The organism is Mumia sp. ZJ430 (assembly GCF_011751845.1).
Lineage (GTDB): Bacteria > Actinomycetota > Actinomycetes > Propionibacteriales > Nocardioidaceae > Mumia.
Map to the genome: position 1 here is coordinate 410,647 of NZ_JAAHFK010000003.1, position 24,273 is coordinate 434,919.

General features: G+C 72.4%; 20 protein-coding genes. 6 read left to right on the top strand and 14 right to left on the bottom strand.

What is annotated here, in order from left to right:
* The first annotated feature begins 31 nt into the window (after positions 1-31).
* On the top strand, positions 32-1,627 hold the full coding sequence (locus HCT63_RS14130) for an AMP-binding protein (protein ID WP_243843036.1): 1,596 nt from the start codon (positions 32-34) through the stop codon (positions 1,625-1,627).
* Here the strand turns inward: HCT63_RS14130 and HCT63_RS14135 are convergent.
* From HCT63_RS14135 to HCT63_RS14160, 6 genes are all read right to left on the bottom strand, one after another.
* Positions 1,624-3,243: an FAD-dependent oxidoreductase gene (locus tag HCT63_RS14135; protein ID WP_167005980.1), complete on the bottom strand. Its 1,620-nt coding sequence runs from the start codon at positions 3,241-3,243 to the stop codon at positions 1,624-1,626. The genes HCT63_RS14130 and HCT63_RS14135 overlap by 4 nt on opposite strands.
* Before the next feature lie 11 nt (positions 3,244-3,254).
* On the bottom strand, positions 3,255-4,163 hold the full coding sequence (locus HCT63_RS14140) for a diiron oxygenase (protein WP_167005983.1): 909 nt from the start codon (positions 4,161-4,163) through the stop codon (positions 3,255-3,257).
* Between the two features lie 54 nt (positions 4,164-4,217).
* On the bottom strand, positions 4,218-5,879 hold the full coding sequence (gene menD, locus HCT63_RS14145; protein WP_167005985.1) for a 2-succinyl-5-enolpyruvyl-6-hydroxy-3-cyclohexene-1-carboxylic-acid synthase: 1,662 nt from the start codon (positions 5,877-5,879) through the stop codon (positions 4,218-4,220).
* On the bottom strand, positions 5,876-6,793 hold the full coding sequence (locus tag HCT63_RS14150) for an o-succinylbenzoate synthase (protein WP_167007153.1): 918 nt from the start codon (positions 6,791-6,793) through the stop codon (positions 5,876-5,878). The genes menD and HCT63_RS14150 overlap by 4 nt, the downstream gene beginning before the upstream one ends.
* A 63-nt stretch (positions 6,794-6,856) precedes the next feature.
* Positions 6,857-8,221: a DUF2252 domain-containing protein gene (locus HCT63_RS14155; RefSeq protein WP_167005988.1), complete on the bottom strand. Its 1,365-nt coding sequence runs from the start codon at positions 8,219-8,221 to the stop codon at positions 6,857-6,859.
* A gap of 19 nt (positions 8,222-8,240) precedes the next feature.
* A complete protein-coding gene (locus HCT63_RS14160) occupies positions 8,241-9,293 on the bottom strand; it encodes an AMP-binding protein (protein WP_243843037.1) in 1,053 nt (350 codons plus the stop codon).
* A 135-nt stretch (positions 9,294-9,428) separates the two neighbouring features.
* On the opposite strand from HCT63_RS14160, the gene HCT63_RS14165 reads away from it, so the two are divergent.
* Positions 9,429-10,301, top strand: coding sequence for a 1,4-dihydroxy-2-naphthoate polyprenyltransferase (locus HCT63_RS14165; RefSeq protein ID WP_167005991.1), 873 nt, complete (start codon positions 9,429-9,431; stop codon positions 10,299-10,301).
* Positions 10,302-10,325: 24 nt separating this feature from the next.
* Here HCT63_RS14165 and HCT63_RS14170 read toward each other — a convergent pair whose 3' ends face one another.
* Positions 10,326-10,877, bottom strand: a complete 552-nt coding sequence (locus HCT63_RS14170; RefSeq protein WP_167005994.1) for a hemerythrin domain-containing protein — start codon at positions 10,875-10,877, stop codon at positions 10,326-10,328.
* 106 nt (positions 10,878-10,983) lie between these two features.
* Between HCT63_RS14170 and HCT63_RS14175 the strand changes: the two genes are divergently transcribed.
* Together HCT63_RS14175 and HCT63_RS14180 are read left to right on the top strand one after the other, a co-directional pair.
* Positions 10,984-12,579, top strand: coding sequence for an alkaline phosphatase D family protein (locus HCT63_RS14175; RefSeq protein ID WP_167005997.1), 1,596 nt, complete (start codon positions 10,984-10,986; stop codon positions 12,577-12,579).
* A 15-nt stretch (positions 12,580-12,594) separates the two neighbouring features.
* On the top strand, positions 12,595-13,317 hold the full coding sequence (locus HCT63_RS14180) for a dienelactone hydrolase family protein (protein ID WP_167006000.1): 723 nt from the start codon (positions 12,595-12,597) through the stop codon (positions 13,315-13,317).
* 3 nt (positions 13,318-13,320) lie between these two features.
* Here the strand turns inward: HCT63_RS14180 and HCT63_RS14185 are convergent, their stop codons facing one another.
* Genes HCT63_RS14185 through HCT63_RS14195 form a run of 3 tightly spaced genes read right to left on the bottom strand, consistent with a single transcriptional unit; the run spans position 13,321 to position 16,447 of the window.
* Entirely contained in the window at positions 13,321-13,938 is a 618-nt protein-coding gene (locus tag HCT63_RS14185) for a TMEM175 family protein (RefSeq protein WP_167006003.1), read from the bottom strand.
* Between the two features lie 11 nt (positions 13,939-13,949).
* The gene (locus HCT63_RS14190; RefSeq protein WP_167006006.1) at positions 13,950-14,849 is read right to left on the bottom strand and encodes a diacylglycerol kinase family protein; all 900 of its coding nucleotides are present in this window, start codon (positions 14,847-14,849) and stop codon (positions 13,950-13,952) included.
* A complete protein-coding gene (locus HCT63_RS14195) occupies positions 14,846-16,447 on the bottom strand; it encodes an FAD-binding oxidoreductase (RefSeq protein ID WP_167006009.1) in 1,602 nt (533 codons plus the stop codon). The genes HCT63_RS14190 and HCT63_RS14195 overlap by 4 nt, the downstream gene beginning before the upstream one ends.
* A 60-nt stretch (positions 16,448-16,507) precedes the next feature.
* Between HCT63_RS14195 and HCT63_RS14200 the strand changes: the two genes are divergently transcribed.
* Together HCT63_RS14200 and HCT63_RS14205 are read left to right on the top strand one after the other, a co-directional pair.
* Positions 16,508-17,188, top strand: coding sequence for a TetR/AcrR family transcriptional regulator (locus HCT63_RS14200; protein WP_167006011.1), 681 nt, complete (start codon positions 16,508-16,510; stop codon positions 17,186-17,188).
* Positions 17,185-18,741, top strand: coding sequence for a glycerol-3-phosphate dehydrogenase/oxidase (locus tag HCT63_RS14205; RefSeq protein WP_167006015.1), 1,557 nt, complete (start codon positions 17,185-17,187; stop codon positions 18,739-18,741). The genes HCT63_RS14200 and HCT63_RS14205 overlap by 4 nt, the downstream gene beginning before the upstream one ends.
* Before the next feature lie 7 nt (positions 18,742-18,748).
* Here the strand turns inward: HCT63_RS14205 and HCT63_RS14210 are convergent, their stop codons facing one another.
* The 4 genes from HCT63_RS14210 to HCT63_RS14225 form a co-directional block, all read right to left on the bottom strand.
* A complete protein-coding gene (locus HCT63_RS14210; protein WP_167006018.1) occupies positions 18,749-19,831 on the bottom strand; it encodes a PLP-dependent cysteine synthase family protein in 1,083 nt (360 codons plus the stop codon).
* 5 nt (positions 19,832-19,836) lie between these two features.
* Positions 19,837-20,103: a DUF4229 domain-containing protein gene (locus HCT63_RS14215; protein WP_167006021.1), complete on the bottom strand. Its 267-nt coding sequence runs from the start codon at positions 20,101-20,103 to the stop codon at positions 19,837-19,839.
* Positions 20,104-20,137: 34 nt separating this feature from the next.
* A complete protein-coding gene (locus HCT63_RS14220; protein WP_167006024.1) occupies positions 20,138-21,730 on the bottom strand; it encodes a serine/threonine-protein kinase in 1,593 nt (530 codons plus the stop codon).
* 106 nt (positions 21,731-21,836) lie between these two features.
* The gene (locus HCT63_RS14225; RefSeq protein WP_167006026.1) at positions 21,837-24,272 is read right to left on the bottom strand and encodes an FtsX-like permease family protein; all 2,436 of its coding nucleotides are present in this window, start codon (positions 24,270-24,272) and stop codon (positions 21,837-21,839) included.
* Between the last annotated feature and the right edge of the window lies 1 nt (position 24,273).

Consider the following 24,273-nt stretch of genomic DNA (forward strand, 5'->3'; position numbering starts at 1 on the left):
GCGTGATAGGACGTGAGCAGGGTCACTTCGCGTGACCGCGCCCGCCGCCGACCGTACGAGGTGCTCGATGTTCTTCCCGCTGACCGTCCGCGACTTCCTCGACCGCGCCGTCACCGTCTATCCCGACCGGATCGCGGTCGTCGACGAGCCCGACCAGCCCGCGCCGTCGTGGGGCGAGATCACGTACGCCGAGCTCGGGCGGCGCGCCCGCTCGCAGGCGGCATACCTCGACGACCTCGGCGTCCCGCGGGGCGGGCGCGTCGCGATCGTCTCGCAGAACTCGGCGCGACTGCTGACGTCGTTCTTCGGCGTCTCCGGCTGGGGCCGGGTGCTGGTCCCGGTCAACTTCCGCCTCGCGCCCGCCGAGGTGAAGTACATCGTCGAGCACAGCGGCGCCGAGGTGTTGATCGTCGATCCGGAGGTCCGTTCGCTCCTCGACACGGTCACCGCGAAGCACGTGATCGTGATCGGCGAGGGCGACGAGCCCATGTGGGCGACGCACGGCGACCCGCAGCCGTGGGAGAACCCTGACCCTTCGACAGGCTCGGGACAAGGCGAGAACGCCACGGCGACGATCAACTACACGTCGGGGACGACGGCGCGACCCAAGGGCGTCCAACTGACCCATCGCAACCTGTGGACCAACGCGAGCATCTTCGGCTGGCAGGCCTCGGTGAACGACCGTGACGTCTATCTGCACACGCTGCCGATGTTCCACGCGAACGGATGGGGCATGCCGTACGCGGCCACCGGCATGGGCGCGAAGCACGTGGTGATCCGCAAGATCGACGGCGCCGAGATCCTGCGCCGCGTGGAGCGCCACGGTGTGACCTTCATGTGCGCGGCGCCGGCCGTCGTCGCCGCCGTGCTCGACGCGGCGAAGACGTGGGACGGCGAGATCCCCGGCCGCGACAGGGTGCGCATCATCGTCGCCGGCGCCCCGCCGCCGACCCGCACGATCGAGCGCGTACGCAGCGACCTCGGCTGGGAGTTCATCCAGATCTACGGGCTCACCGAGACCTCGCCGCTGCTCACGATGAGCCGGATGCGCGCAGAGTGGGACGACCTCGAGCCGCTGGAGCAAGCACGGCTGCTCGGACGCGCGGGGGCCCCTGCGGTGGGCGTACGGATCATGATCGACGACACGGGCGAGGTGCTCGCGCAGTCCAACCACAACCTCGACGCTTACTGGGAGAACCCCGACGCCACCGCCGTCTCCCTCGAGGGCGGGTGGTTCCACACCGGCGACGGCGGCACGTTCGAGGACGGCCACCTCACGATCGCCGACCGCAAGAAGGACGTCATCATCTCCGGCGGCGAGAACGTCACGTCCATCGAGGTCGAGGACGCGCTGATGCTGCACCCGGCCGTCCGCGAGGTGGCGGTCATCGGGATCCCCGACGAGAAGTGGGGCGAGCTCGTGACGGCGCTGGTGGTGGTCGACCCCGACGCCGAGGCCGTGACCGCCGAGGTGCTCATCGCGCACACGCGCCAGCACCTGGCCGGCTACAAGTGCCCCAAACGCATCGAGTTCCGTGACGAGCTCGCCCGTACGGCGACCGGCAAGCTGCAGAAGTTCAAGCTGCGCGCCCCGTACTGGGAGGGCCAGCAGCGCCAGGTCAACTAGCGCCGCCACCGCCCAGGGACGGCGACCGCAAGCAGCTCGGGCACTGTCGCGAGCTTGCGTCGCGGCCGACCCTGCGAGGCGCCGGCGAGCCGCTCGGCACGATCGATCGCGCGCATCCGACGCAGCCCGACGACGTCCTTGCGGCGCCAGCGCAGGAGTGCGGCGAAGTCGCCCGCCGTGCCGGACGGCGCCGGGAGCAGGCCCGCCGACGCATCCTCGACCAGCGCCTCGACCGTCTCCTGGGCGCAGGCACGGTTGGCGCCGATGCCGCCACGCGAGCCGCGCTTGATCCAGCCGACGACGTACGTGCCGGGGATCGGCCGACCCTCGGCGTCGAGGACACGCCCGCGTTCGTTGGGCACCGTTGACGTGGTCTCGTCGAACGGGAGCCCGGGCACGGGTGTGCCGCGATAGCCGATCGACCGTACGACGAGGCCGGTGGCGAGGACGCGCTCGGCCGTCCGGACGCCGGTCACCGCGCCCTCACCCTCGAGGGCCACCGGCGCGCTCCAGAACGCCAGCACCACGCGCTTGCCGGCGGCGGGCGCCTCGGAGTCGTCGAGCCTCACGCGTGGCAGGTCGCGCAGCATCGCCGCCTTGGAGCCGACGGGCGCAGCCTCGACCGCCTCGACCGTACGAGGGTGGTCCTCGACGACGAGGTCGACGCCGGGGATCGTGCGCATGCCGACGAGCTCGGAACGCGAGTACGAGGCGTCCTCGGGGCCACGGCGGCCGAGCACGACGACCTCGCGCACCGCGCTGCGACGCAGGACGTCCAGCGCATGGTCGGCGATGTCCGTACGGGCGAGCACGTCGGGCTCGGTGAGCAGCACCCGCGCGACGTCGAGCGCGACGTTGCCGTTGCCGATGACGACGACCCGCTCGGAGGAGAGGTCGACGTCGCCGTGCGCGCGGTCGGGCTGCGCGTTGTACCAAGCGACGAGAGCCGTCGCCGACACGCTCCCGGCCAGGCCCTCGCCGGGGATGCCGAGCACCTTGTCCTCCGCGGCCCCGACGGCGTACACGACCGCGTCGTGGTGCTCGAGCAGCTCCGCGTGCGTGACGTCGGTGCCGACCTCGACGTTGAGCTGGACGGAGACCCGCAGGTGGTCGTACGTCCAGGCGAACGCGTCCTCGATGCGCTTGGTGTCCGGGTGGTCCGGGGCAACGCCGGAGCGCAGCAGCCCTCCGGCGACAGGGAGACGGTCGATCATCGTGACGTGCGCGGGCGAGGTCGTGAGGAGCGCCCGCGCGGCGTACGCGGCCGAGGGGCCGGTGCCGACGACGGCGACCCGCAGCGCGCCGAAGCCCTGCGGGACGGTCGTCGGGAAGGTCCGTGCGTCCCACGTGGCCGACTCGGGGTGAGCCTCGTAGTACTCGCGGTTGAGGTCGGCGAAGACGGTGTCGGGTCCACGGAGGAGGTCGACCGGCACGATCGCGCCGGTCGGGCAGGCGTCGGCGCACGCCCCGCAGTCGATGCACGTGTCGGGATCGATGAACACCATCTCGACCGCACCAGCCTCGCGCTCCTGCGGTGTCGGATGGATGCAGTTGACGGGGCAGACGGAGACACAGGTGGCGTCGTTGCAGCAGCTCTGCGTGACGGCGTAGGCCATGGGGTCCGGCCTCAGATCATGTCGACGGACTGATAGATCGGCATCACGCGCTTGGTGAGCAGACCGCAGTCGGCGAGGAAGTCCATGAGGTGCACGCACGAGAGGCGCATCATGGCCTTGCGGTGCTGGTTGGTCGTGACCTCCTCGACGGCACGCTGCTTGTCGAGGCCGACGTTGGCGTACACCTCGGGGCTGACCATCGCGCGCGCGATGAAGTACGCCGCTCCTGCGAACAGGTGCGCGGACATCTCGCGGCGGAACCTGCCGGCGTGCTTGAGGCTGTGCTTGATCTCGGCCCGCGCGAACTTCATGTGGCGCGACTCCTCGACCACGTGGATCTTGCTCGTGCTCCGGACGATGTGGACGACGTTCTCACCGCGCATCCAGTCGCGCTGCATGACGTCGAGGATCTCCTCAGCGATGAGGATCGGCCCGTACGCCTGCTCGGCGCGGCCGGTCGTCTTGAGGAGGCGTGCGAGCTCGACGGTCGCGCGCGGCGGAAGGTACTGCGGGATGTCGAGGACCTCGCAGGTCCGGGCGAACATCAGCGAGTGACGGCACTCGTCGGCGATCTCGGTGAGGGCGAACCGGAACTCGTTGTTGGCCGGGTTCTTGGCGTACTGGTCGCGCAAGATGAGCTGCTGCAGCATCATCTCGAACCAGATGCCGGTCTGCATGATCGAGCCGACCTCGTGGCGGGTGAGCAGGACGCGCTGCTCCTCGCTCATCTCGTCCCACAGGCGCGTGCCGTACAGCGTGCTCCACTCCGGGTTGAGCCCGTAGTGGTCGTCGGGGATCGGCTCGTCCCACCTCACCTCGACGTTCGGGTCGTACGACAGCGCGGCCGACGACTCCAGCAGACGTGCGGTGACGTCGTCGATCGTGGCGGTCTCGCGGAACGCGACAGCGGCGACGGTCATAACCCCTCCAAGCCTCCAGTGACGTGACTCGGGTTATGTTACATCGTCGATGTATCAATGCAACCGTGCAGCGGCCACGATCTTGAGATCGGCCTCTCGCCGGTCCGCACGGCCGATCCGCGCCTCGACGACCCAGATCCCCTCGGCGGTGTCAGCGAGAACCGCGTCGAGCGCGTCCACGGACTCGACGACGACGTGGGCCACGCCCATCGCCGCACAGAGCTGCCCGAGATCGACCCGCGTCGGCGTCGCGAAGACGCGCTCGAAGGCCTCCGCGTACGGGGTGTCCCCCTGCTCCAGCGTCGAGAAGATGCTCCCGCCGTCGTCGGAGGCGACCACGAACGTGAGGTCGGGGCGCGGCTCGTCGGGCCCGATGACGAGCCCGTTGCTGTCGTGGAGGAACGTGAGGTCGCCCAGGTACGCCAGCGCCGCCGACCGCGGACGCGCCAGCGCCGCGCCGATCGCGGTGGAGACCACGCCGTCGATGCCGGCCAGACCACGGTTGGACATCACCATGCGCCGCTCGCCGACCGGGTACGGGACCGCCATCAGGTCGAGGTCGCGCACCGGGTTGGACGAGCCGACCACGAGCAGCCCATACGGTCCGACCGCACGCGACACCGACCGAGCCACCTGCCACGGGTTGAGCGGCGCCCGTTCCAGCACCAGCTCCTCGAGGGCCGCCAGCGTCGCCGCGTCGGCGCGTCGCCACTCCTCGAGCCAGCCGAGGCCGTCGCTGCCCTCGACCCGCACCGCCGGGTACGCGGCCGCGAGGCGGTTGCCCGGATCGGTGTACGGGGCCGAGCCGACCGCGACGACCTCCACGTCGTCACGCGACAGCAGTCGCGAGATCGGCCGCGACAACGTCGGGTGGCCGAAGACGACGACGCGCTCGATCCGGTCCGCGAGCTCGGGCAACCCGAGCAGCAACCGGTACGTGGCGATCGGGTGCGTCCCGTTGCGCGCTCCCGACGACGGCTCGGCGAGCAGCGGCCAGTCGGCCTCCTGTGCCAGGATCCGCGCCGCGGGTCCGGAGTCGTCGCCGGCGACGACGACCGTGCGCGGGCCGAGCGGCAGGACCGTCGGGAGCAGCGGGGTCTCAGGGGCGGGCGCACGCCACGGAGCGCCGACAGGGCGTCCCGCCAGCGCGTCGGGAAGCGGCGCAGCGACGTCCTCCGGCGACGGCACCAGCGGTTCGCGGAACGCCACGTTCAGCTGCACGGGACCCCCCGTACGCGCAGCATCGACCACGCGCGCGACCGCCGCACGCCACGCGGCACTCGAGGCTGGGACCACCTCCGGCGCGGCGATCTCGACGTACGCGCGCACCGCCGCGCCGTACAGCTTCACCTGGTCGGTCGTCTGGTTCGCCTCGGTCCCCCGCAGCTCGGACGGCCGGTCGGCGGTGAGCGCGATCAGCGGCACGCGCGCGTGTGAGGCCTCGAGGACGGCGGGGTACAGATTCGCCGCGGCCGTCCCCGAGGTCGTCACCACCACGACCGGTTGGTGCGAGCCCTTCGCGAGCCCGAGCGCGAGGAATCCGGCGCTGCGCTCGTCGATGCGCACGTGCAGCCGCAGGTCGCCGCGGGCGTCGCCGGCATGCAGCGCGAGCGCGAGCGCCGCGGAGCGTGAGCCGGGACAGAGCACGACGTCGCGCACGCCGCTGCGGACGAGCTCGTCGACGAGCACGCGCCCAAGCGCGGTCGAGGGGTTCACAGGGCCACCGCCCGGACCTCGGAGAGCCGCGACGACCACCGTACGGAGAGGTCCGGCGGCGGCTCCTGCGCGAGGAACGCGGCGGACGGTTCGGGACGGATCACGGGCAGCACCCCGTCCCGTGGGACGAGCGGCGAGGCGACGACGTCCTGCTCGAGCAGCGTCACCGTGCCCAGCCCGCACGCGTACGGAAGCTCCGGCAGCGCCGCGGCGAGCGCGACACCCGCCGCGATGCCGATCGACGACTCCAGCGCGCTCGACACGACGACGGGCAGCCCGATGCGCTCGGCGATCTCGAGGCACGCGGCGACGCCGCCGAGCGGCTGGACCTTGAGGACGGCGATGTCGGCGGCCTCGAGGGCGGCCACGCGGTACGGGTCATCGGCACGCCGGATCGACTCGTCCGCGGCGACGGGGACCTGGGTCGCGCGACGGACCTCCGCGAGCTCCTCGACGGTGCGGCACGGCTGCTCGACGTACTCCAGGCCACCCGCGGCACGGTCGAGCACGCGCAGCGCGTCGATCGCGTCGGAGACCGACCACGCGCCGTTAGCGTCGATGCGCACGGTTCCCCCCGGACCGAGGGCGTCGCGGACCGCGGCGACCCGCTCCTCGTCGTCGGCCAGGGTCTGGCCGGGCTCGGCGACCTTCACCTTCGCGGTACGGCAGCCGTGCCCGGCGGTCGCGATCCGGACGGCCGTCTCCGGCCCGACGGCGGGCACCGTGCAGTTCACCGCCACCACGTCGCGTACGGGCTCAGGCCATGCGAGGGTCGCGCTCACGAACGCCGCGTCGTACCAGGGACGGGACTCACGCGCGTCGTAGTCCCAGAACGGGCTGAACTCCGCCCACCCTTGCGGGCCGCGCAGCAGCAGCCCCTCTCGCACGGTGATCCCCCGGAATCGGGTCCGCATCTGCGTCGTGTACGGGATCCAGGTCAGGTCGGGGTCGCTCACGACGGCCACGGTAATCGCGCCTCAGACCCCCCGCTCGACCGGGATGCGCCCCGCGTCGGCGGCCGCCTCCAGCGCGGCATGGTCACGCTCGACCTGGTCGGCGTACGCGACGGCCCAACGGGCAATCGCCTCGTCGAACGACTCCGAGCTGCCGAGGTAGCCGGCCACGAACGCCGCCGTCGGACTCTGCGCGTGTGCGCGGGCGAGCTGCGAGGCGCACAGCCGGCCGTAGTTCACCAGTTCGCTCGCGGTCAGCGCCGCCAGGTCGATCGAGCCCTTCATGTCACGCAGCTGCCGAACGTAGAACGAGCGCCGCGGCCCGGCGAACCAGCCGAGGAATGGGTCGGAGACGGCCTGCAGGATGCGTTGCGCACCGACCACGCGCGCTCCCTCCCCGGCGTCGGCGGGCAGCTGGGTCCCGGCCGGTGGCACAGCCGGGATACCTCCGTACGAGGCGAGCACAGACTCCGACGCCTCCTTGACCTGCAGGAACAGGGGTGGTCCGCCGGGCCCTTCGAGCAGCGCGATGTACGCCTGCGTGCCGACGCTTCCGACCCCCACGACCCGCATCGCCACGTCGACGAGGGCGAACTGCCCGACGAGCATCGCGATGTCGGACCGCAGCACCTTCGCGTACTCGGCCAGGACGTCCTCGGCGAGCGCGGCGGCCTCGACCGGGGGGTGCCGGACGAGCGGCGGGTCGTCGACGATCCGGGTGCGGCCGCTCTCGTCGGTGGTGGTGAGCGAGTGGAGCACGTGCTCGGACGTCCGGCGACGCGCCTTCTTGAGCGTCTTGCGGAGCAGCCCGCGACCGTGGTCGGCCATGTGCTCGTCCAGCCACGTCGTGTCGATCGAGGCGTAGTAGCGCTCGAGTGCGGACCGCGCGAAGAGCTCGGCGAGGCGGCTTCGGTACTCCGCGGCAACCCCCGTCGCCGCCTGCGTGGTCGTCGCATCGTCGAAACCGAGGTCGCGTCCCGCGACGACCACGCTCGCGGCGAGGCGCTTGACGTCCCACTCCCACGGAGCGTTGCTGGCCTCGTCGAAATCGTTGAGGTCGAACACGATCCGGCGTTCCGGGGACGCGTAGAGCCCGAAGTTGGCCAGGTGCGCGTCACCGCACGCGACCACCTGCATGCCAGTCGACGGACCGGCCGCGAGGTCGGCGGCCATCAGCGCCGCGCTCCCCCGAAAGAACGCGAACGGCGACTGCAGCATCCGCCCCCACCGCACCGGCACAAGGTCGGCGATGCGGTGAGCGTTCTGGCTGTCGAGCAGCGCGACCGGATCCCGGTCGTACGACGAGATCTCGCCGTGGGTTCGCCTCGGCATCACCTTGCGCGCCGCGCGCCCGGCATCGCGCTCGTCGGCGATGAGTCGTCGGACCATCTGCCCAGGCTAGGGGCGCTCAGGCATTCTCGGCGAGCGCTTGTACGGCCCGGCGGTCGACCTTGCCGTGCTCCAGCAGCGGGACGGCGTCGACGAAGACGGCGCGGCGCGGCGCCCACGTACGAGGAAGGTCCGCGGCCTCGACCCCGTCGCGCAGCGCATCGAGAGAGGCGTCTCCGGCGACGACGGCGACCACCCGTTGGCCCCACTCGGGGTCGGGCACACCGACGGCGACGGCATCGGTGACACCGTCGACCCGGCGCAGCGCCTCCGCGACGCGCGGGAGGGCGATGTTGACGCCCCCGGAGATCACGACGTCGTCGGTACGCCCGAGGATCCGCAGGCGCCCGTCGGCGTCGAGCTCGCCCAGGTCGGACGTACGGAGCCAGCCGTCGTGCAGCGCCTCGGCGGTGGCTTCGGGGTCGCCGTCGTACCCGTCGAAGAGCACCGGTCCGGCGAGCCACACCCGGCGCTCGACGTCGATCCGCAGGGCGACGCCGTCGAGCGGCACCCCGTCGTAGACGCAACCGCCCGCGGTCTCGCTCATCCCGTACGTGCGCACGACCCGCACCCCGGCCTCGGCTGCGCGGGCGCGGAGCGCGGGGTCGAGCGCTGCCCCGCCGACGAGCAGGGCGTCGAGCGAGGCGAGCGCGCCGAGCTGTCCGGACTCCGCGAGGCGGTGGAGCTGTGTGGGGACGAGCGAGGCGTAACGGCGGGGACCGTCCATCGCTGCGATCGCGTCGCCGAGGCTCGCGTGCTCCGCCGCGACGACGGGCCGCTCGCCGGCAAGGACCGAGCGGGCGATCACCTGCACGCCCGCGACGTACTGGGCGGGTAGGTCGAGCAGCCACTGGCCCGGTCCGCCGAGGCGCGCGTGGGTTGCGTGCGCCGACGCCGTGACCGCGCGGCGCGAGAGCAGTACGTCCTTTGGTTTGCCGGTGGAGCCCGAGGTGCGGATGATCAGCGACTCTGGCTCGGCCTGCGCGAAGAGCCACTCGCGCAGTGCCGCCTCGACCTCGCGAGGGGTCCCGCTCACCGGGCGCAGCGTGCCACCGGACTCGTCGTCTGCCACGGCCTCCACGCTAGCGGGCAGCGTGGAGGGTGACGCCGAGCAGTCGCTTGCCGACGGTCACTGACACCCTCAAAGCGACGTGCAGGCAAGGTCCGCCGTCGGCGGGTGATCGGTCGGGTGCAAGGATTGACGGTCGTGGCAACAGCATCGCAGTGGATCGCAGGCGCCCGGCCCCGTACGCTCCCGGCCGCGGTCGCTCCCGTGGTCGCCGGCACCGGCGCCGCGCTCTACGCCGACGGCGCCGTCTGGTGGAAGGCGGTCGTCTGCCTCCTCCTCTCGCTCGCCCTCCAGGTCGGGGTGAACTACGCCAACGACTACTCCGACGGCGTCAAGGGCACCGACGACGACCGTGTGGGCCCGATGCGGCTGGTGGGGTCGGGCGCGGCGAGCGCGAGCACGGTCAAGCAGGCGGCCTTCGCGTGCTTCGGGGTTGGCGGAGCACTCGGGCTGGTGCTCGCCGCGACGTCCGGTTGGTGGCTCCTGCTCGTCGGCGTCGCTGCGATCGCCGCCGCTTGGTTCTACACCGGGGGCTCGCGTCCGTACGGCTACCACGCGCTCGGCGAGGTCAGCGTCTTCCTGTTCTTCGGGCTGGTCGCCGTGCTCGGCACGACCTACGTCCAGCTCGGCGAGTTCACCGGCCCGAGCCTCGCGGCGTCGATCGGCATCGGCGCGCTCGCGTGCGCGATCCTCGTCGCCAACAACATCCGCGACATCCCGACCGACACCGTCAGCGGCAAGCAGACGCTCGCCGTGGTGCTCGGCGACCGCGGCTCCCGGGTCTTCTTCGTGATCCTGCTCGTCGTCGCGCTCGTCACCGTCTGGTGGCTTGCCTCGTACACGCCCGCCGCGCTGTTCGGTCTGCTCGCGTTCCCGTGGGCACTGCGAGCGGCGACGCCGATCGCACGCGGCGAGCGCGGCCTCGGTCTCCTGCCGACGCTGCGCGACACCGGCATCGCCGAGCTCGTGTACGCGATCGGGATCGCCGTCGGGCTCACGCTCGGCGCCTGACCGCGCAGCCGCGTCGGCCGGGTATCACTCCTCGTCGTCGAGGAGCCCCTTCTGCTTGTCGCGCGCGACGATCGCGCGGACGTTCTCGAGCCGCCCGCAGTCGGAGTCGACCTGCGCGTTCCGCTCGCGGGCGAACGCCTCACCGAGCGACTGCCGAGTGCGCTCCGCGACGCCTTCGCGTGCCGGGTTGAGGATCGTCAGCTCCTCCTCGGTCAGGTGGTGGTTCACCACCCGCGCCAGCTCCTCGACGGCGTCGTCGAAGGCCTGGGTGTCCGTCCCCTTCAGCTCCAGCACGGCCAGCAGGGCCTGGTTGCCCTCGGCATGCTCCTCCTCACCGTGCTCCTCCTCGTGCGCGTCGATGGCGTCACGACGTCGAAGCGTCGGATAGACCTCCTTCTCCTCGGCCTCCGCGTGGGCGACGTGCAGCGCGGCGAAGGCGCGTCGTACGGCGTCGCGGTCGGCGCTGGCGTCGCGCAGCTGGCGCAGGAGGTCCTCGAAGCGCCGGTGGTCGTCGAGGATCAGGTCGATGACGTCGCCTGAAACGGGGCGTCCGAGGTCGATGGCGGAGGAAGACATAGCGCCAACGTACGCCATCGCCCGGCGTACGTTCAGCGCGAGGACGACGCCCGATCCTCACCCGCACGTCACCCCACGTTCGCCCGGACGCGGAACCGTCTGAGCCATGACTCGCACTCAGCCCGAACCTGCCCTCGGCCGCCGTGCGCTGCTGCGCGGTGCGGCCGCCGTCGGGGCCGGCGCCGTCGTCCTCGGCTCCGGCGCCGCTTCTGCCACCGCCCGTACGACCTCCCGCTCCGCGCCCGCGCTCGTCCGGGCCGGCCGCCCTTCGCTCACCCACGGCGTCCAGGCCGGCGACGTGCTCACCCGGCAGGCCACGCTCTGGTCACGCGCGGACCGTCCCGCGCGGCTCGTCGCTGAGATTGCCCGCGACAGCTCGTTCCGCAAGGCCGTCACGCTCCGCGGTCCTGTCGTCACGCCCGAGTCCGACCTCACCGGTCGCTTCACCGTCCGGGGCCTTCCGGCGGGCGCCGACCTCCACTACCGCATCCGCGCCGTCGACCTTCGGGACCCGCGTCGCTCGAGCGCCCCCGAGGTCGGCCACCTCCGTACGGCTTCGGCCCGGGGCGAGGACGTGCGCTTCCTCTGGTCCGGCGACATCGCGGGGCAGGGCTGGGGGGTGAACCCTTCGTACGGAGGTTTCCGCATCGTCGACGCGATGGCGCGTCGTCAGGCCGACTTCTTCCTGTGCAGCGGCGACAACGTCTACGCGGACGGGCCTCTCACCGAGACCGTGACCCTGCCCGACGGCTCGCTCTGGCGCAACGTGGTCATCGACGAGAAGACGAAGGTCGCGGAGACTCTCGACGAGTTCCGCGGGCAGTTCAAATACAACCTCATGGCCGACAACTGGCGGCAATTCCTCGCCGACACCCCGCAGGTCACGCAGTGGGACGACCACGAGGTCACCAACAATTGGTATCCCGGTGAGATCCTCACCGACGCCCGCTACACCGAGAAACGCGTCGACGTGCTCGCCGAGCGCGGGCGGCGCGCCTTTCACGAGTACATGCCCGTCGCACCGCTCTCACCGGACCCCGACGGACGCCTCTACCGTGTCCTGCACCTCGGTCCCATGCTCGACCTGTTCGTCCTCGACATGCGTACCCACAAGGATCCGAACACGCCCGGCGCCGAGGCCGAGCGCGACGGCGGCGTTCTCGGGCCCACGCAGACCCGCTGGCTGATCCGTGAGCTCGAGCGCTCGCGGGCGACGTGGAAGGTGATCGCCGCGGACCTGCCCATCGGCCTCGTCGTCCCAGACGGCACCGCTCAGGAGGGCATCGGCCAGGGGGATCCTGGCGCTCCGCGCGGGCGCGAGCTCGACCTCGCCCCCGTGCTCACCGCGCTGCAGCGGCTCGGCATCCGCAACCACGTATGGCTCACCGCGGACGTCCACTACACCGCGGCCCACCACTACTCCCCCGACCGTGCCGCGTACCAGGACTTCGACCCGTTCTGGGAGTTCGTCTCCGGCCCGCTCAACGCCGGGGCGTTCGGCCCCAACGCGCTCGACGCGACCTTCGGCCCCCGCACGGAGTTTGTGGCGGCGCCCCCGCGAGCGAACACCTCGCCGGCGGAGGGCTGGCAGTTCTTCGGCGAGGTCGAGATCGACGGGCGTACGGAGGAGCTGACCGTCACCCTGCGCGACATCGAGGGTGCGGCGCTGTTCCAGAGGACCCTGTCACCCCACCGCCGCTAGCCGTACCGTGTCGGCATGCCTGACATCGACCTGAGCCGCACCGCAGTCCCTGACGCGTCCCGTCACCTGCGCGGCTACCTCGCCGAACCCACTAGTCCCGGCCCCTGGCCGGGGGTGGTTCTCATCCACGAGGCGTTCGGGCTCGACGACAACATGCGCCGTCACGCCGACCGGTTGGCGGAGATGGGGTACGCGACGCTGGCGGTCGACCTCTACAGCGACGGCGGCGCGCGGCGGTGCCTCGTCGCGACCTGCCGCGCGTTCCTCAGCGGCAAGGGGCGCGCCTTCTCCGACATCGACGCGGCCCGCCAGTGGCTGGTGGACCGCAAGATCACGACCGGCAAGGTCGGCGTGATCGGGTTCTGCCTCGGCGGCGGCTTCGCGCTGCTCGTCGCGGGCCGGGGCGGCTACGACGCGGCCAGCGTGAACTACGGCCTCATCCCCAAGGACCTCGACGACGTCGTGGCAGCCTCGTGCCCGGTCGTGGCGTCGTACGGCACGAAGGACCGCACGGTCCGCAACGGCGCGGCGCAACTCGAGACCGCGCTCACCGCGGCAGGCGTCCCGCACGAGATCAGCGAGTACGACGGCGCGGGGCACGCCTTCCTCAACGACGCGCAGGGTGGGCCGCGCGTGCTCCAGCCCGTGCTGCGCGTCGCCGGGATCGGCCCCGACCCCGAGGCCGCACCGCAGGCGTGGAGGCGGATCGGCGCGTTCTTCGCCGAGCACCTGCGCTGAGCGTCATGCGGTGCCGCGCCGGCGCCACGCCGCGCTCAGATGCTCGAGCGGGCCCGTGAGGAACAGCAGGAACAGCGCATAGATCCCGATCGAGGGCACGGCGATCGTGACGCCGAGCGCGACCACGAGCAGCGCGACGGTCGCGACGCCCGACGGCTCCGCCACCCATCTCGCGGTGTCCTCGTCGTCACGCAGCAGCGTCGGGCGCCACCGACCCCACCATCCCAGCGCCACGAGCGCCGCGATCGCGACCAGCAGCGTCCCGACGTAGGTCGGTGCCGCGCCAGCGATCCCGTCCGAGGCGTCGAGCAGCTGGGTGGTGAACGGCAGCAGCACGATCGTCAGCAGCCACACGAAGTGCAGCGCGACGACCCCGCCGTCGTACGACCTGAAGTGCTCCATCATCGCGTGGTGGTTGCCCCACAGCACCCAGATGACGAGGAAGCTGATCGCGAAGCTCACGAACGCGTCGCCCTCGTCCGACACCAGGTCGAGCACGCTGTCGGCACCGTTCGCCCGGGAGACGACGTCGACCAGCGGGAGGACGAGCAACGTCAGCGCGATCGCGACGACGGCGTCGCTGAAGGCGAGGAGCCGGTCGAGGCCGCGTTCGGACCGCATGTGCCGCAGCCCTACCCCGGCACGACCAGCCGCAGCGCGCCCGCACGGAGCCGTACGGTCACCGGCAGCGTGCCGATCTCGTCGCCGTCCATGCACAAAGGCACCGCGGCGTCGGCGCTGATGGTGAGCACCGTCGTCCGGTGCACGTCGACGGCGTCGCGCTCGACGTGGCGCCCCGTCCGCGCCTCAGACATGTAGGAGGCCATGTTGCGCCGGCCGAGCCCGTCGGTGCGCGCCACCATCACGTCGATCAGCCCGTCGTCCACCTCGGCCGACGGCACGATCTTCAGCCCGTGGCCGTACCAGCCGGAGTTCGCCGCGATCACGCTGTGCGCCCGCACCTCGCGCGTGCCGTCGTCGGTCGTGAGCGTGAACGTCGGAGCCCGCCAGGTGATCATCGCCAGCGGCCCGCCCGCCCGGTACGCCACGATCGCCGGCACCCGACGAAGGCGGTTGATGATCCGGGTCGCCCGCGAGTCCACACCGACGTACAGGTTGCCCGGGACGACGACGCCGTCCGCCTCCATCACGTCGACCTCGCGCACGCGGCCGCCGAGCAGCATCTCGGCCAGCCCCGCCGCATCGTCCGGAACCCCGAGCTTGTGCGCGAAATCGTTGCCCCGCCCGCCCGGCACGATCGCCATCGTCCCGGAGGCGGCGACGACACCGCCTGCCACGTCGCGCACCATGCCGTCACCACCGACGGCGACGGCGACCCGCCCCTCGCGCGCGGCGACGGCAGAGGCCTCAGCGGCATGCACCGCGCTCTCGGTCACCACCGTCACGACGTCCTCGCCCGCCTCACGCAGCAGCGCCGCCACCGGCTCCCACGCGTCCTGCGCCGCGCGCTTGCCGGAGATCGGGTTCACCAGCGCGGTGAACCCACGGGCCTCCGTACGACCGGTGCTCATCGCGACACCAGGACGCCGGGGTTGAGGATCCCGGCCGGGTCGAGCGTGGCCTTCACGGCGCGCAGCACGTCGACGCCGAGCGGGCCGATCTCCTCGGCGTACGTGTCGCGGTGGTCGCGCCCGACCCCGTGGTGGTGCGTGATCGCGGCACCGACGCCGCGGATCGCCGCGTTCGCGGCGGCCTTCGCGCTCCCCCACTGCGCGAGCGCGTCCTCCGACTGAGGGCACGCGACGGTGAAGTAGAGCGACGCCCCCGTCTCGTACACGTGCGAGAGGTGGCACATCACCAGCGACGGCAGCTCGTACACCAGCAGCGCGCCCTGGACGGCCTCGGTCACTGCCTGCTTGAGACGCGGGACGTTCGACCAGAACGTCACTGTCTCGAGCGTCTCGACGAGGGCGCCGGCATCGAGCAGGGGGTCGCGCAGGTACGGCCCGTGGAACCGGCCCGTACGCCACTTCTCCCCCGCCTCCTCGCCCAGCAGCTCGCCACCGAGCTCGAGAAGCACAGAGGTCGCGGCGGCGCGGCGCGCGGCGACCTCGTCTGGCGCACCCTCGTACCCGGTGATGGCGAGGCACCCCGAAGAGCCGCTGCCGGCCGACGCCGGATCGGCGAGGTTGAGCGCCGTCTCGACCTCGTCGGACAGCCGCAGCACGGTCGGCAGTGGTCCGTCCTGCGCGAGCCGGCGCACCGCCTCGGCCCCCGCCTCGAACGACGCGAAGCGCCACCCCTCGAACACGCGCACCGTCGGCACCGGGCGCACCCGCACCGTCACCGACGTGATCACGCCGAGCGTCCCCTCCGAGCCCAGGACGAGCTGGCGCAGGTCCGGTCCGGCGGCCGACTTCGGCGCCGTGCCGAGCTCCAGCGTGCCGCGGGGTGTCGCGAGGACCAGCCCGACGACCATGTCGTCGAAGCGCCCGTACCCCGCCGAGGACTGACCCGCCGAGCGCGCGGCCGCGTACCCGCCGATCGACGCTCCCTCGTACGACTGCGGGAAGTGCCCGAGCGTGAAGCCGTCGGCCTGCAGCAGCTCCTCGGCGCGAGGGCCTCGCGTCCCCGCCCGCAGGGTCGCCGTCCGCGACACGGCATCGAGCGAGGTCAGCCCCTCCAGGCGCCCCAGGTCGAGCGCGACCACACCGTGGAAGCCCTCGTGGCCGGGTGTGAGGCCACCGACGACGGACGTGCCGCCGGAGTACGGCACGACGGCGACCGCAGCGTCGCTGCAGATCCGCAGGACCTCGACGACCTCGTCGTGGCCGCCCGGGCGCAGCACGAGGTCGGGGGCATCGGACGCGTCGCCGGCACGCATCTTGAGGATGTCGGGAGTCGACCAGCCCCGGGTGTGCCGGAGGCGGTCGACGGCTTCGTCGCTCACGTACGGCGCGCCGAGCGCCTCGACCAGCGCCGTACGGGTCGCGGCCGGCACCGCCGACGCCCCGAGCGCGACGTCCTCGGGGGCGACCGGCGCGGCGAGCGGGTGGATGCCGAGCGCGTCGAGCGTGGCTTGGAGGCTCTCGGGGAGCGTGATCGCGTGCTCCGGGTTGCCCCAGCGATCGGGGGCGAAGTCCACCACAGGAAGGTCCAGCTCCGACATACGACGTGCTCCGATCTCGACGCGTCCGCACCCTCAGGCGGTGCTAAATTTGAACACATCATGCCAGAACGTTTAAATGTACGGCCGAATCTTGGCCGGTCGAATCTTGAGCGGGCCCGCTCCCAGCCGGCCGCGTCAGGCAAGGCGATCCCCGAGGACCGCATCCTCGACGCGGCCGCCGACGCCGTCCTCCAGGTCGGCCTGGACAGGCTCACGATGGCCGACCTGGCCGTACGGGCGGGCGTCGCGCGCGGCACGCTCTATCGGCGCTGGGAGAACGTCCGCGCCGTCGTCGCCGCGCTGCTGACCCGCGAGTGGGCACGCGTCGTGGCCGAGTCCGTCCCCCAAGACCTGCCCACCGCGCGCGAACGGCTTGTCACCGGGGCCGTCCGCACGATCGCGACGATCCGCGCCCACCCGATCCACCGGGCGATCGTCGAGTCCGACCCCGAGCTCCTCGTCCCGTACGTCTTCCAGCGCCTCGGTCGCACGCCCGCGCACATGCTCAGCACGCTCGAGGACGGGCTGCGCACCGGCCATGAGGACGGCTCCGTACGGGTTCTCGACCCTGTCCTGCAGGCCCGTACCGTCCTCCTGCTGGCGTGGTCCTTCGTGGTCACCGCGCCCGTCGTCGTCGGATCGACCACCGGAGCCGGTCCGGAGCTGGACGCCCTCGACGCCCAGCTCGCCACCGCCCTCGACCAGTACCTCTCCCCCGACCCCGAGGACGGCCGCACATGAGCCCCTCCCCCACGAGCTCCCTCGACCGCACGCGGCGCGCCCGCGACCTCGCCGACCTCGCCGCGCAGCGCGAGCCGGTCGACCTCCTGGTCGTCGGCGGCGGCGTCACGGGAGCAGGCGTCGCCCTCGACGCGGCCTCCCGCGGCCTGTCGGTGATCCTCGTCGAGAAGCACGACCTCGCCTTCGGCACGAGCCGCTGGAGCTCCAAGCTCGTGCACGGCGGCCTGCGCTACCTCGGGACCGGCGACGTCGGCGTCGCGTACGAGAGCGCCGTCGAGCGTGGCATCCTCATCGAGCGCACCGCGCCGCACCTCGTCCGCGCGCTGCCCAACGTCTTCCCTCTCCTCGACTCGGTCGACACGCTGACCGCCTCGATGGTTCGCGCCGGATACCTCGCGGGCGACGCGCTGCGCCGTGCCGCCGGCACCTCGGGCCGTACGCTGCCGCGCTCGCGCCGCCTGTCCGCGCTCGAGGTCCAGCGTGTCGCGCCGACCGTCCGCGCCGCGGGTCTGCGCGGCGGCTTCGCCTTCTGGGACGGGCAGCTCGCCGACGACGCACGCCTGGTCGTCGGCCTCGCTCGTACGGCCGCCGCGCTCGGCGCCCGCGTCCTTACCCGTACCGCGGCCGTGGAGGTGACGGGCAGCGGGGCCGTGCTGCGTGACACGCTCACAGGCGAGTCGCTCACCGTCCACGCGCGCACCGTCGTCAACGCAACCGGAGTGTGGGCCGACACTCTCGCCCCCGGCATCACGATGCGTCCCAGCCGCGGCACGCACCTCGTTGTACGGGCCGAGACCTTCGGCGGGCTCACGTCGGCGCTCATGGCGCCGGTCCCGGGGCACCGTACGCGGTTCGTCTTCGCGCTGCCGACCGACGACGACCGGGTCTACGTCGGGCTCACCGACGAGGAGGTCCGCGGCGCGGTCCCGGACGTCCCGACGGCGAGCGAGGCCGAGATCGACTTCCTGCTCGCCACGATCTCGCGCGCTCTGCAGCGGCCACTGACCCGCGCTGACGTCATCGGGACCTTCTCTGGCCTGCGACCGCTGCTCGACACCGGTGACGACCAGACGTCCGACCTGTCACGCAAGCACGTGGTGCTCACCGGCGACGACGGCCTGGTCAGCGTCGTCGGCGGCAAGCTCACGACGTACCGGCGGATGGCCGAGGACGCCGTCGACGCCGCCCTCGCGACACCGGGGTGGGCCGCTGCGCGCCGGACGGCAGGCCCTTCTCGCACGACACGCCTCCCGCTCGTCGGAGCCGCCGACCGTACGACGCTGGCGGCGATCGACGCCCCACCGCGCCTGGTCGCCCGGTACGGCACGGAGGCGCTCACGGTAGTCGCCGAAGCCGGTGGCGACCAGGACGTCCTCGCACCGATCGCCCCGCACATCCCGACCACGCCGGCGGAGCTCGCCTTCGCCGTACGGCACGAGGGTGCCCTCGACGTCGACGACCTGCTGGGGCGACGGACTCGTGTCGGTCTCGTCGAGGCCGACCGGGCGCTCGCGCTCCCCTTCGCCGAGGCGGCGCTGTCGCTCGGGCGGTGACCCGCGCTCAGCCCTCGAAGACGCCGGTCTCCTCGTACGAGGCCAGCGTCGCCTCGTACGGAGCGATGTCCAAGCCGTGGAGCGTCAGCCACTCGTCGTCGTAGTACGTCGCGGCGTAGCGGTCGCCCGAGTCGCACAGCAGCGTCACGACGCTCCCGCTCTCACCGCCCTGGCGCATCCGCTCGATCACGGTCAGCGCACCCCAGAGGTTCGTCCCGGTCGACGCACCGACGCTGCGCCCCAGGCGGCGCGTGCACCACCGCATGGCTGCGACCGACGCCGCATCAGGGACTCTCAGCATGTCGTCGATGACACCGCCGACGAACGACGGCTCGATGCGCGGACGCCCGATGCCCTCGATCCGCGAGGGGCTGCCGGTCGTGTAGTCCGACGTGTCCAGGTCCCACCCGTCGAGGAAGGCCGAGTTCTCTGGATCTGCGACCATCACCTGCGTCGCGTGGCGCTGGTAGCGCACGTAGCGACCGATCGTCGCCGACGTCCCTCCCGTACCGGCACTGACCACGATCCAGCGCGGGACGGGGTGGCGCTCGTGCGCCATCTGGACGAACACCGACTCCGCGATGTTGTTGTTGCCCCGCCAGTCGGTCGCCCGCTCGGCGAACGTGAACTGGTCCATGTAGTGCCCACCGCACTCGGCCGCGAGCCTCGCGGCCTCGGCGTACATGTCGGGCGGCCTGTCCACGAAGTGGCAACGGCCTCCGTACCACTCGATCAGCCTGATCTTTGCCGAGCTCGTGCTGCGCGGCATCACCGCCACGAAGGGGACGCCGATGAGACGGGCGAAGTAGGCCTCGCTGACCGCGGTCGACCCGCTGGACGCCTCCACGATCGTCGTGTCGGGGCCGACCCAGCCGTTACACAGGGCGTAGAGGAACAACGAACGGGCGAGCCGGTGCTTCAGCGAGCCCGTGGGGTGGACAGACTCGTCCTTGAGATAGAGCTCGATCCCCGGTGGGCCGGGCAGCGGGAAGACGTGCAGATGCGTGTCGGCACTGCGGTTGGCGTCGGCGTCGACCCGGCGTACGGCCTCGTCGACCCAGGCCCGACGGGCGGGCGACGAGCGCGGCAACGGGATCAGTCCACGTCTTCGGCGCTGCGTGCTGCCTCGAACCGGTCGTGCATCTTGTCGGCCCGCACCTTGAGGGCGAGAGCGACCTGGTCGCGCATGCCGCGCAGGAGGACCAGGGAGGCGACGGCGGAGATGACCAGCGCGATCAGCGCCACCCACAGGCCCGTCACGGAGTTCCACTCGAGCCAGATCGAGGCGACGAGGCCGACGACGACGAAGGCCACGACGAAGAAGCCGAGGCGGGCGAGGGTGTAACGGGCGAAAGCACTCACGCTGCGAGCGTACCTGCGACCCCCTCGCGCCACCTCAACCGGTGCGAGGAGGGGTGTTCTCGGGTCCCGGCGTCGGCAGCGCCTCACCGTCGTCGTTCGGCGTCGGCTCCTCCGGGGAGGGCGCGGTCGTGGTGGGCGGCGCGGTCGTGGAGGGCGGCGGCGTCGTCGTCGGAGGGGGCGTCGTCGTCGGAGGCGCGGTCGTCGTCGGGGTGGTCTGCGTCGGCGTCGTCGGTGGCGGGGTGGTCGTCCGCGTCGCCGTCGGGGTCGGCGTCGTGGGTGCCGTGGTCGAGGTCGACGGTGGTGTCGTCGGCGTCTGGGAGGTCGTCGTCGGAGTCGTCGGATCGGTCGTCGGGTCGGTCGGCGACTCCGGGTCGCGATCACCCGAGGCGAGCGCCCACCAGACGGCCGCGACCGCCGCGACCACGACGAGCGCGACGACGATCCACGGGACGCGTCGCGCCCACGCTCCATCCGCCCCGTCCGCGTCGGTGGGGCCGGTCTGCACCGGAGTCGGGGTCGGGGTCGGGGTCGGCGCTGGGGTCGACTCTTCGACCGCCGGCTGGGAAGCCGTGTCGGCCGCGGTGTCGGCCTCTGCGCCCTCGTCGGGCACCGTATCGGCGGCAGCCTCTGCTGCCGCCGCGGCTGCGGCTCCCGCAAGAACCGCCGTCGCTCCCACGGCGGTCGCCGCGCGCTCTGTGGGGTCATCGTCCACCGGCTCGCCCCCTACGACCGTCTCCTCGCCCGTCGGGTCACCGATCACGACCCCGGCCGCCGTGAGCGCGGCTGCGACGTCGCCCCCGGACGCGAGGGCGCGCAGCGCCGACGCCGCACCACGCGCGTCGGGCCGGTCCTCGGGCTCACGGCGTGTCATCGCGCCGAGGACGAGCGCCCAGTCCGCGCCCAGCTCGGCCGGGATCCGCGGCGGACGGTGCAGTCGCGCCGACAGCGTCTCGACGCGCGACCCTGGGAAGGCTTCCTCGCCAGTGAGCGCCTCGAGCAGCACGAGCCCGAGCGCGTACACGTCGGCGCGCGGGCCTACGTCGTCGAGCACCGCCTGCTCAGGGCTGAGGTAGCGCGCCGTCCCGACCAGGAGGTCAGGCGAGGTCAGCCGCGTCCCCTCGAGGTAGCGGGAGACACCGAAGTCGGTGAGCTTCACCTGGTACGACCCACCGGTCCGCTCCACGAGCATCACGTTGGAGGGCTTGACGTCGCGGTGGATCACGCCGGCATCGTGGATAGCGCCGAGCGCCTCGCCGAGCTGGGCGCCGATGTCGGCGACGGCCTCCGACGGGAGCGGACCGCCGAGCAACGCCCGGCTCAGGGTCTGGCCCGGGACGAACTCCATGACGAGGTACGGGTGGTCGCCCTCGGGCTGCACGTCGAAGACGATGACGACCCCTGGGTGCGAGACGCCGGCGCCGATCCGCGCCTCCATCTCGTGCCGCCGCAGCGCGTCCTCGGCCTCGATCCCGGCCTCCGCGCGCATCACCTTGACGGCGACCACCCGCCCGAGCAGCTCGTCGCGCGCTCGATAGACGTCGGCCATCCCGCCACGCCCCACGAGCGCCAACAGACGGTAGCGCCCGTCGATGAGCTCACCGACCCGGTCGTTCGCCGGCTCCGACATCGACGACGGCCCCACCTTTCTCGTCCTGGCTCGCCGTACCCCGCGGCGGCGATCGCCCGCCTCCATTGTGAGGGGTCGGCGAGCCAGGCCGAAACCGACGAGCCGGTCAGAGCGCCGCGATGCCTTCCGCGGGTGCGATGCGAGCGGCTCGGCGGGAAGGCAGGACGGACGCCGCCAGGCCGAGCAGGAGCACCGCCGCGAGGACGAGCGCGACCTGCCCCCACGGAACCGAGAGCCCGACGTCGTCCATCAGTCCGGCCGTGGTGGCCCGCACGCCCAGCCATCCGTACGCCGTCCCGAGAACGGTGCCGAGGACCGCGCCCACCCCTGCCATCAGCAGCGCCTCCGCGCCGAGCGTGAACCGCAGGCCCCTCCGGCTCAGCCCGAGCGCGCGCAGGAGGGCGTTCTCTCGCGTGCGTTCGAGCACCGACAGGCTCAGTGCACCCGCCATCCCGACTGCGGCGATGAGCACGGCGACGGCGAGCAGGCCCACGGTCACGGCGAGCACCACGTCGAGCTGCAGCACCACCCACCCGCGCTGCTCCAGGCCACCGACCAGCTGCCCGCCCGCGGGCGCGAGTGTCGCCACGTCGGCCATCACCTGCTCCGCGGGTGCGCCGTCGGCTCCGCGGGCCCACAGCGCGCGGGGCTTCTCGGAGACACCGAGTCCTGCGAGGGTGCCTGGCGCCACCAGCACGACCTCACCCACCGCGCCGCCGCCGCGCGGGCGCATCGTCACGAGGTCCGCACCCCCTCGTACGGCCGCTGTCTCCCCGTACGACAGGTCGAGCGCGGACGCGAGCTCTTCTCCGATGACGATCTCGCCCGGACCGGGGACGGCGTGATCACCTCTCATCACCGCCTGCGCCGCGTCATCGACCTCGAGCGCGAGGACGCGGTGCCCGTCCATCTCGATGCGGGCACCGTCCACGACCGCGACGGACTCGACACCGTCGAGCGCGGCGACCCGACGCTCGACGTCCACCGGCAGCGCTCCCTCGGTCGCGACCAGACCGACGTCGAGCGCGTACGACTCGTCCAGGTCGCGGTCCACGGTCGTGCGCAGCGACGCCGATCCGACCACGACCGTCGTGATCAGCGTGACGCCGACGAGTAGTGCCGTGGACGACGACGCCGTACGACGGGGATTGCGCACGACGTTGCCCGCCGCGAGGCGACCTGCCACGCCAGTACGACCAACCAGCGGACCGACCAGACGCAGCGCGGCCGGGACCATCAGCGGCGCCAGCACGACGACGCCGAGGAACGACAGCATGCCTCCGACGAGCCCGACAGGAAGGCGGTCGCCTGTCCCGACGGCCAGCCCGGCGGCCCCGGCACCGAACAGCAGCACCCCCGCGCCGATCCGCAGCCGTCCTGCGCGCCCGTCGAGACCGGTGGTCTCGTGCGGGCGAAGCGCCTCCAGCGGTGCGAGCCGTGCCACACGGCGCGCCGGCAGCACCGTCGCGCCGACGACCGTGAGGACACCGAGCACGAAGGGCACGACCACGCCCATGACAGTCAGCGAGGCCGACCCGAGGGTGAGGCCGGGGGTCCACGCCCGCATCGCCGCCACGGCCGTCAGCCCCAGCCCCCAGCCGACGACGACGCCGAGCGCCGACGCGGCGAGACCGAGCACCAGTGACTCCGTACGAAGCGAGCGGACGATCTGCTTGCGGGTCGCGCCGACGCAGCGCAGCAGCGCCAGCTCCCTGCGGCGCTGAGCCAGGACGATCGTGATCGTGTTGGCGATGACGAGCGCCCCGACGAAAGCGGCGACCGCCGCGAACACCAGGACGAGGCGCTGGATGATGTCGATGTCGCGGCTCGCGCTGACGATCTGGTCGTCGACCCAGGCGTCGCCCGTCATCACGACGTGCCCGTCGACGGCCGCCGAGCCGTCCAGCACGGCATGCACCGCATCGGCCTCCCCCTCGGCCGCGCGCACCGACACGTCGACCGAGGACACGACGTCGCCCAGCGTCGTCATCGTGTGCTCGTCGACGTAGAGAGAGGACCCGAGTGCGCCTGCCGCACCCTCCACGAGTCCGGTGACGACGACCTCCGGCGACGTACCGTCACCCTCGACCGCGAGGACGTCACCCACCGCCACCTCGTATCTCTCGGCGGTCGACCTCGAGACCAGGGCCTCGCCGCGGCCCTCGGGTGCCCGGCCCTCGACGACGTCCTGCCACCGCAGGCCGTCGTCCGCGCTGACGGTTCCGATGCTCATCAGGTGGCGCGACGGGCCCGCGACGACGTTGACGAAGGACCTGCGGTTGGCGACGACCGCCTCGACACCGTCGACGTCGGAGACCGCCGCGGCGACCCGCGCCGCGGTTGCCGCATCGGCGTCCGTGACATCGACGACCGCGTCCGCGCCGGCGTACTGCGCCACGATCTCGGCACGAGCCCCGTCGCGGGCCGCACCGCTGAGCGCGTTGACCGCGACCATGAACGCGACCGCCATGACGATCGCGGCCCCCGCCGCGACGTACCGGCGTGCGTGGCCGCGCAGCGACCCCCACAGCACCGTGCGCACG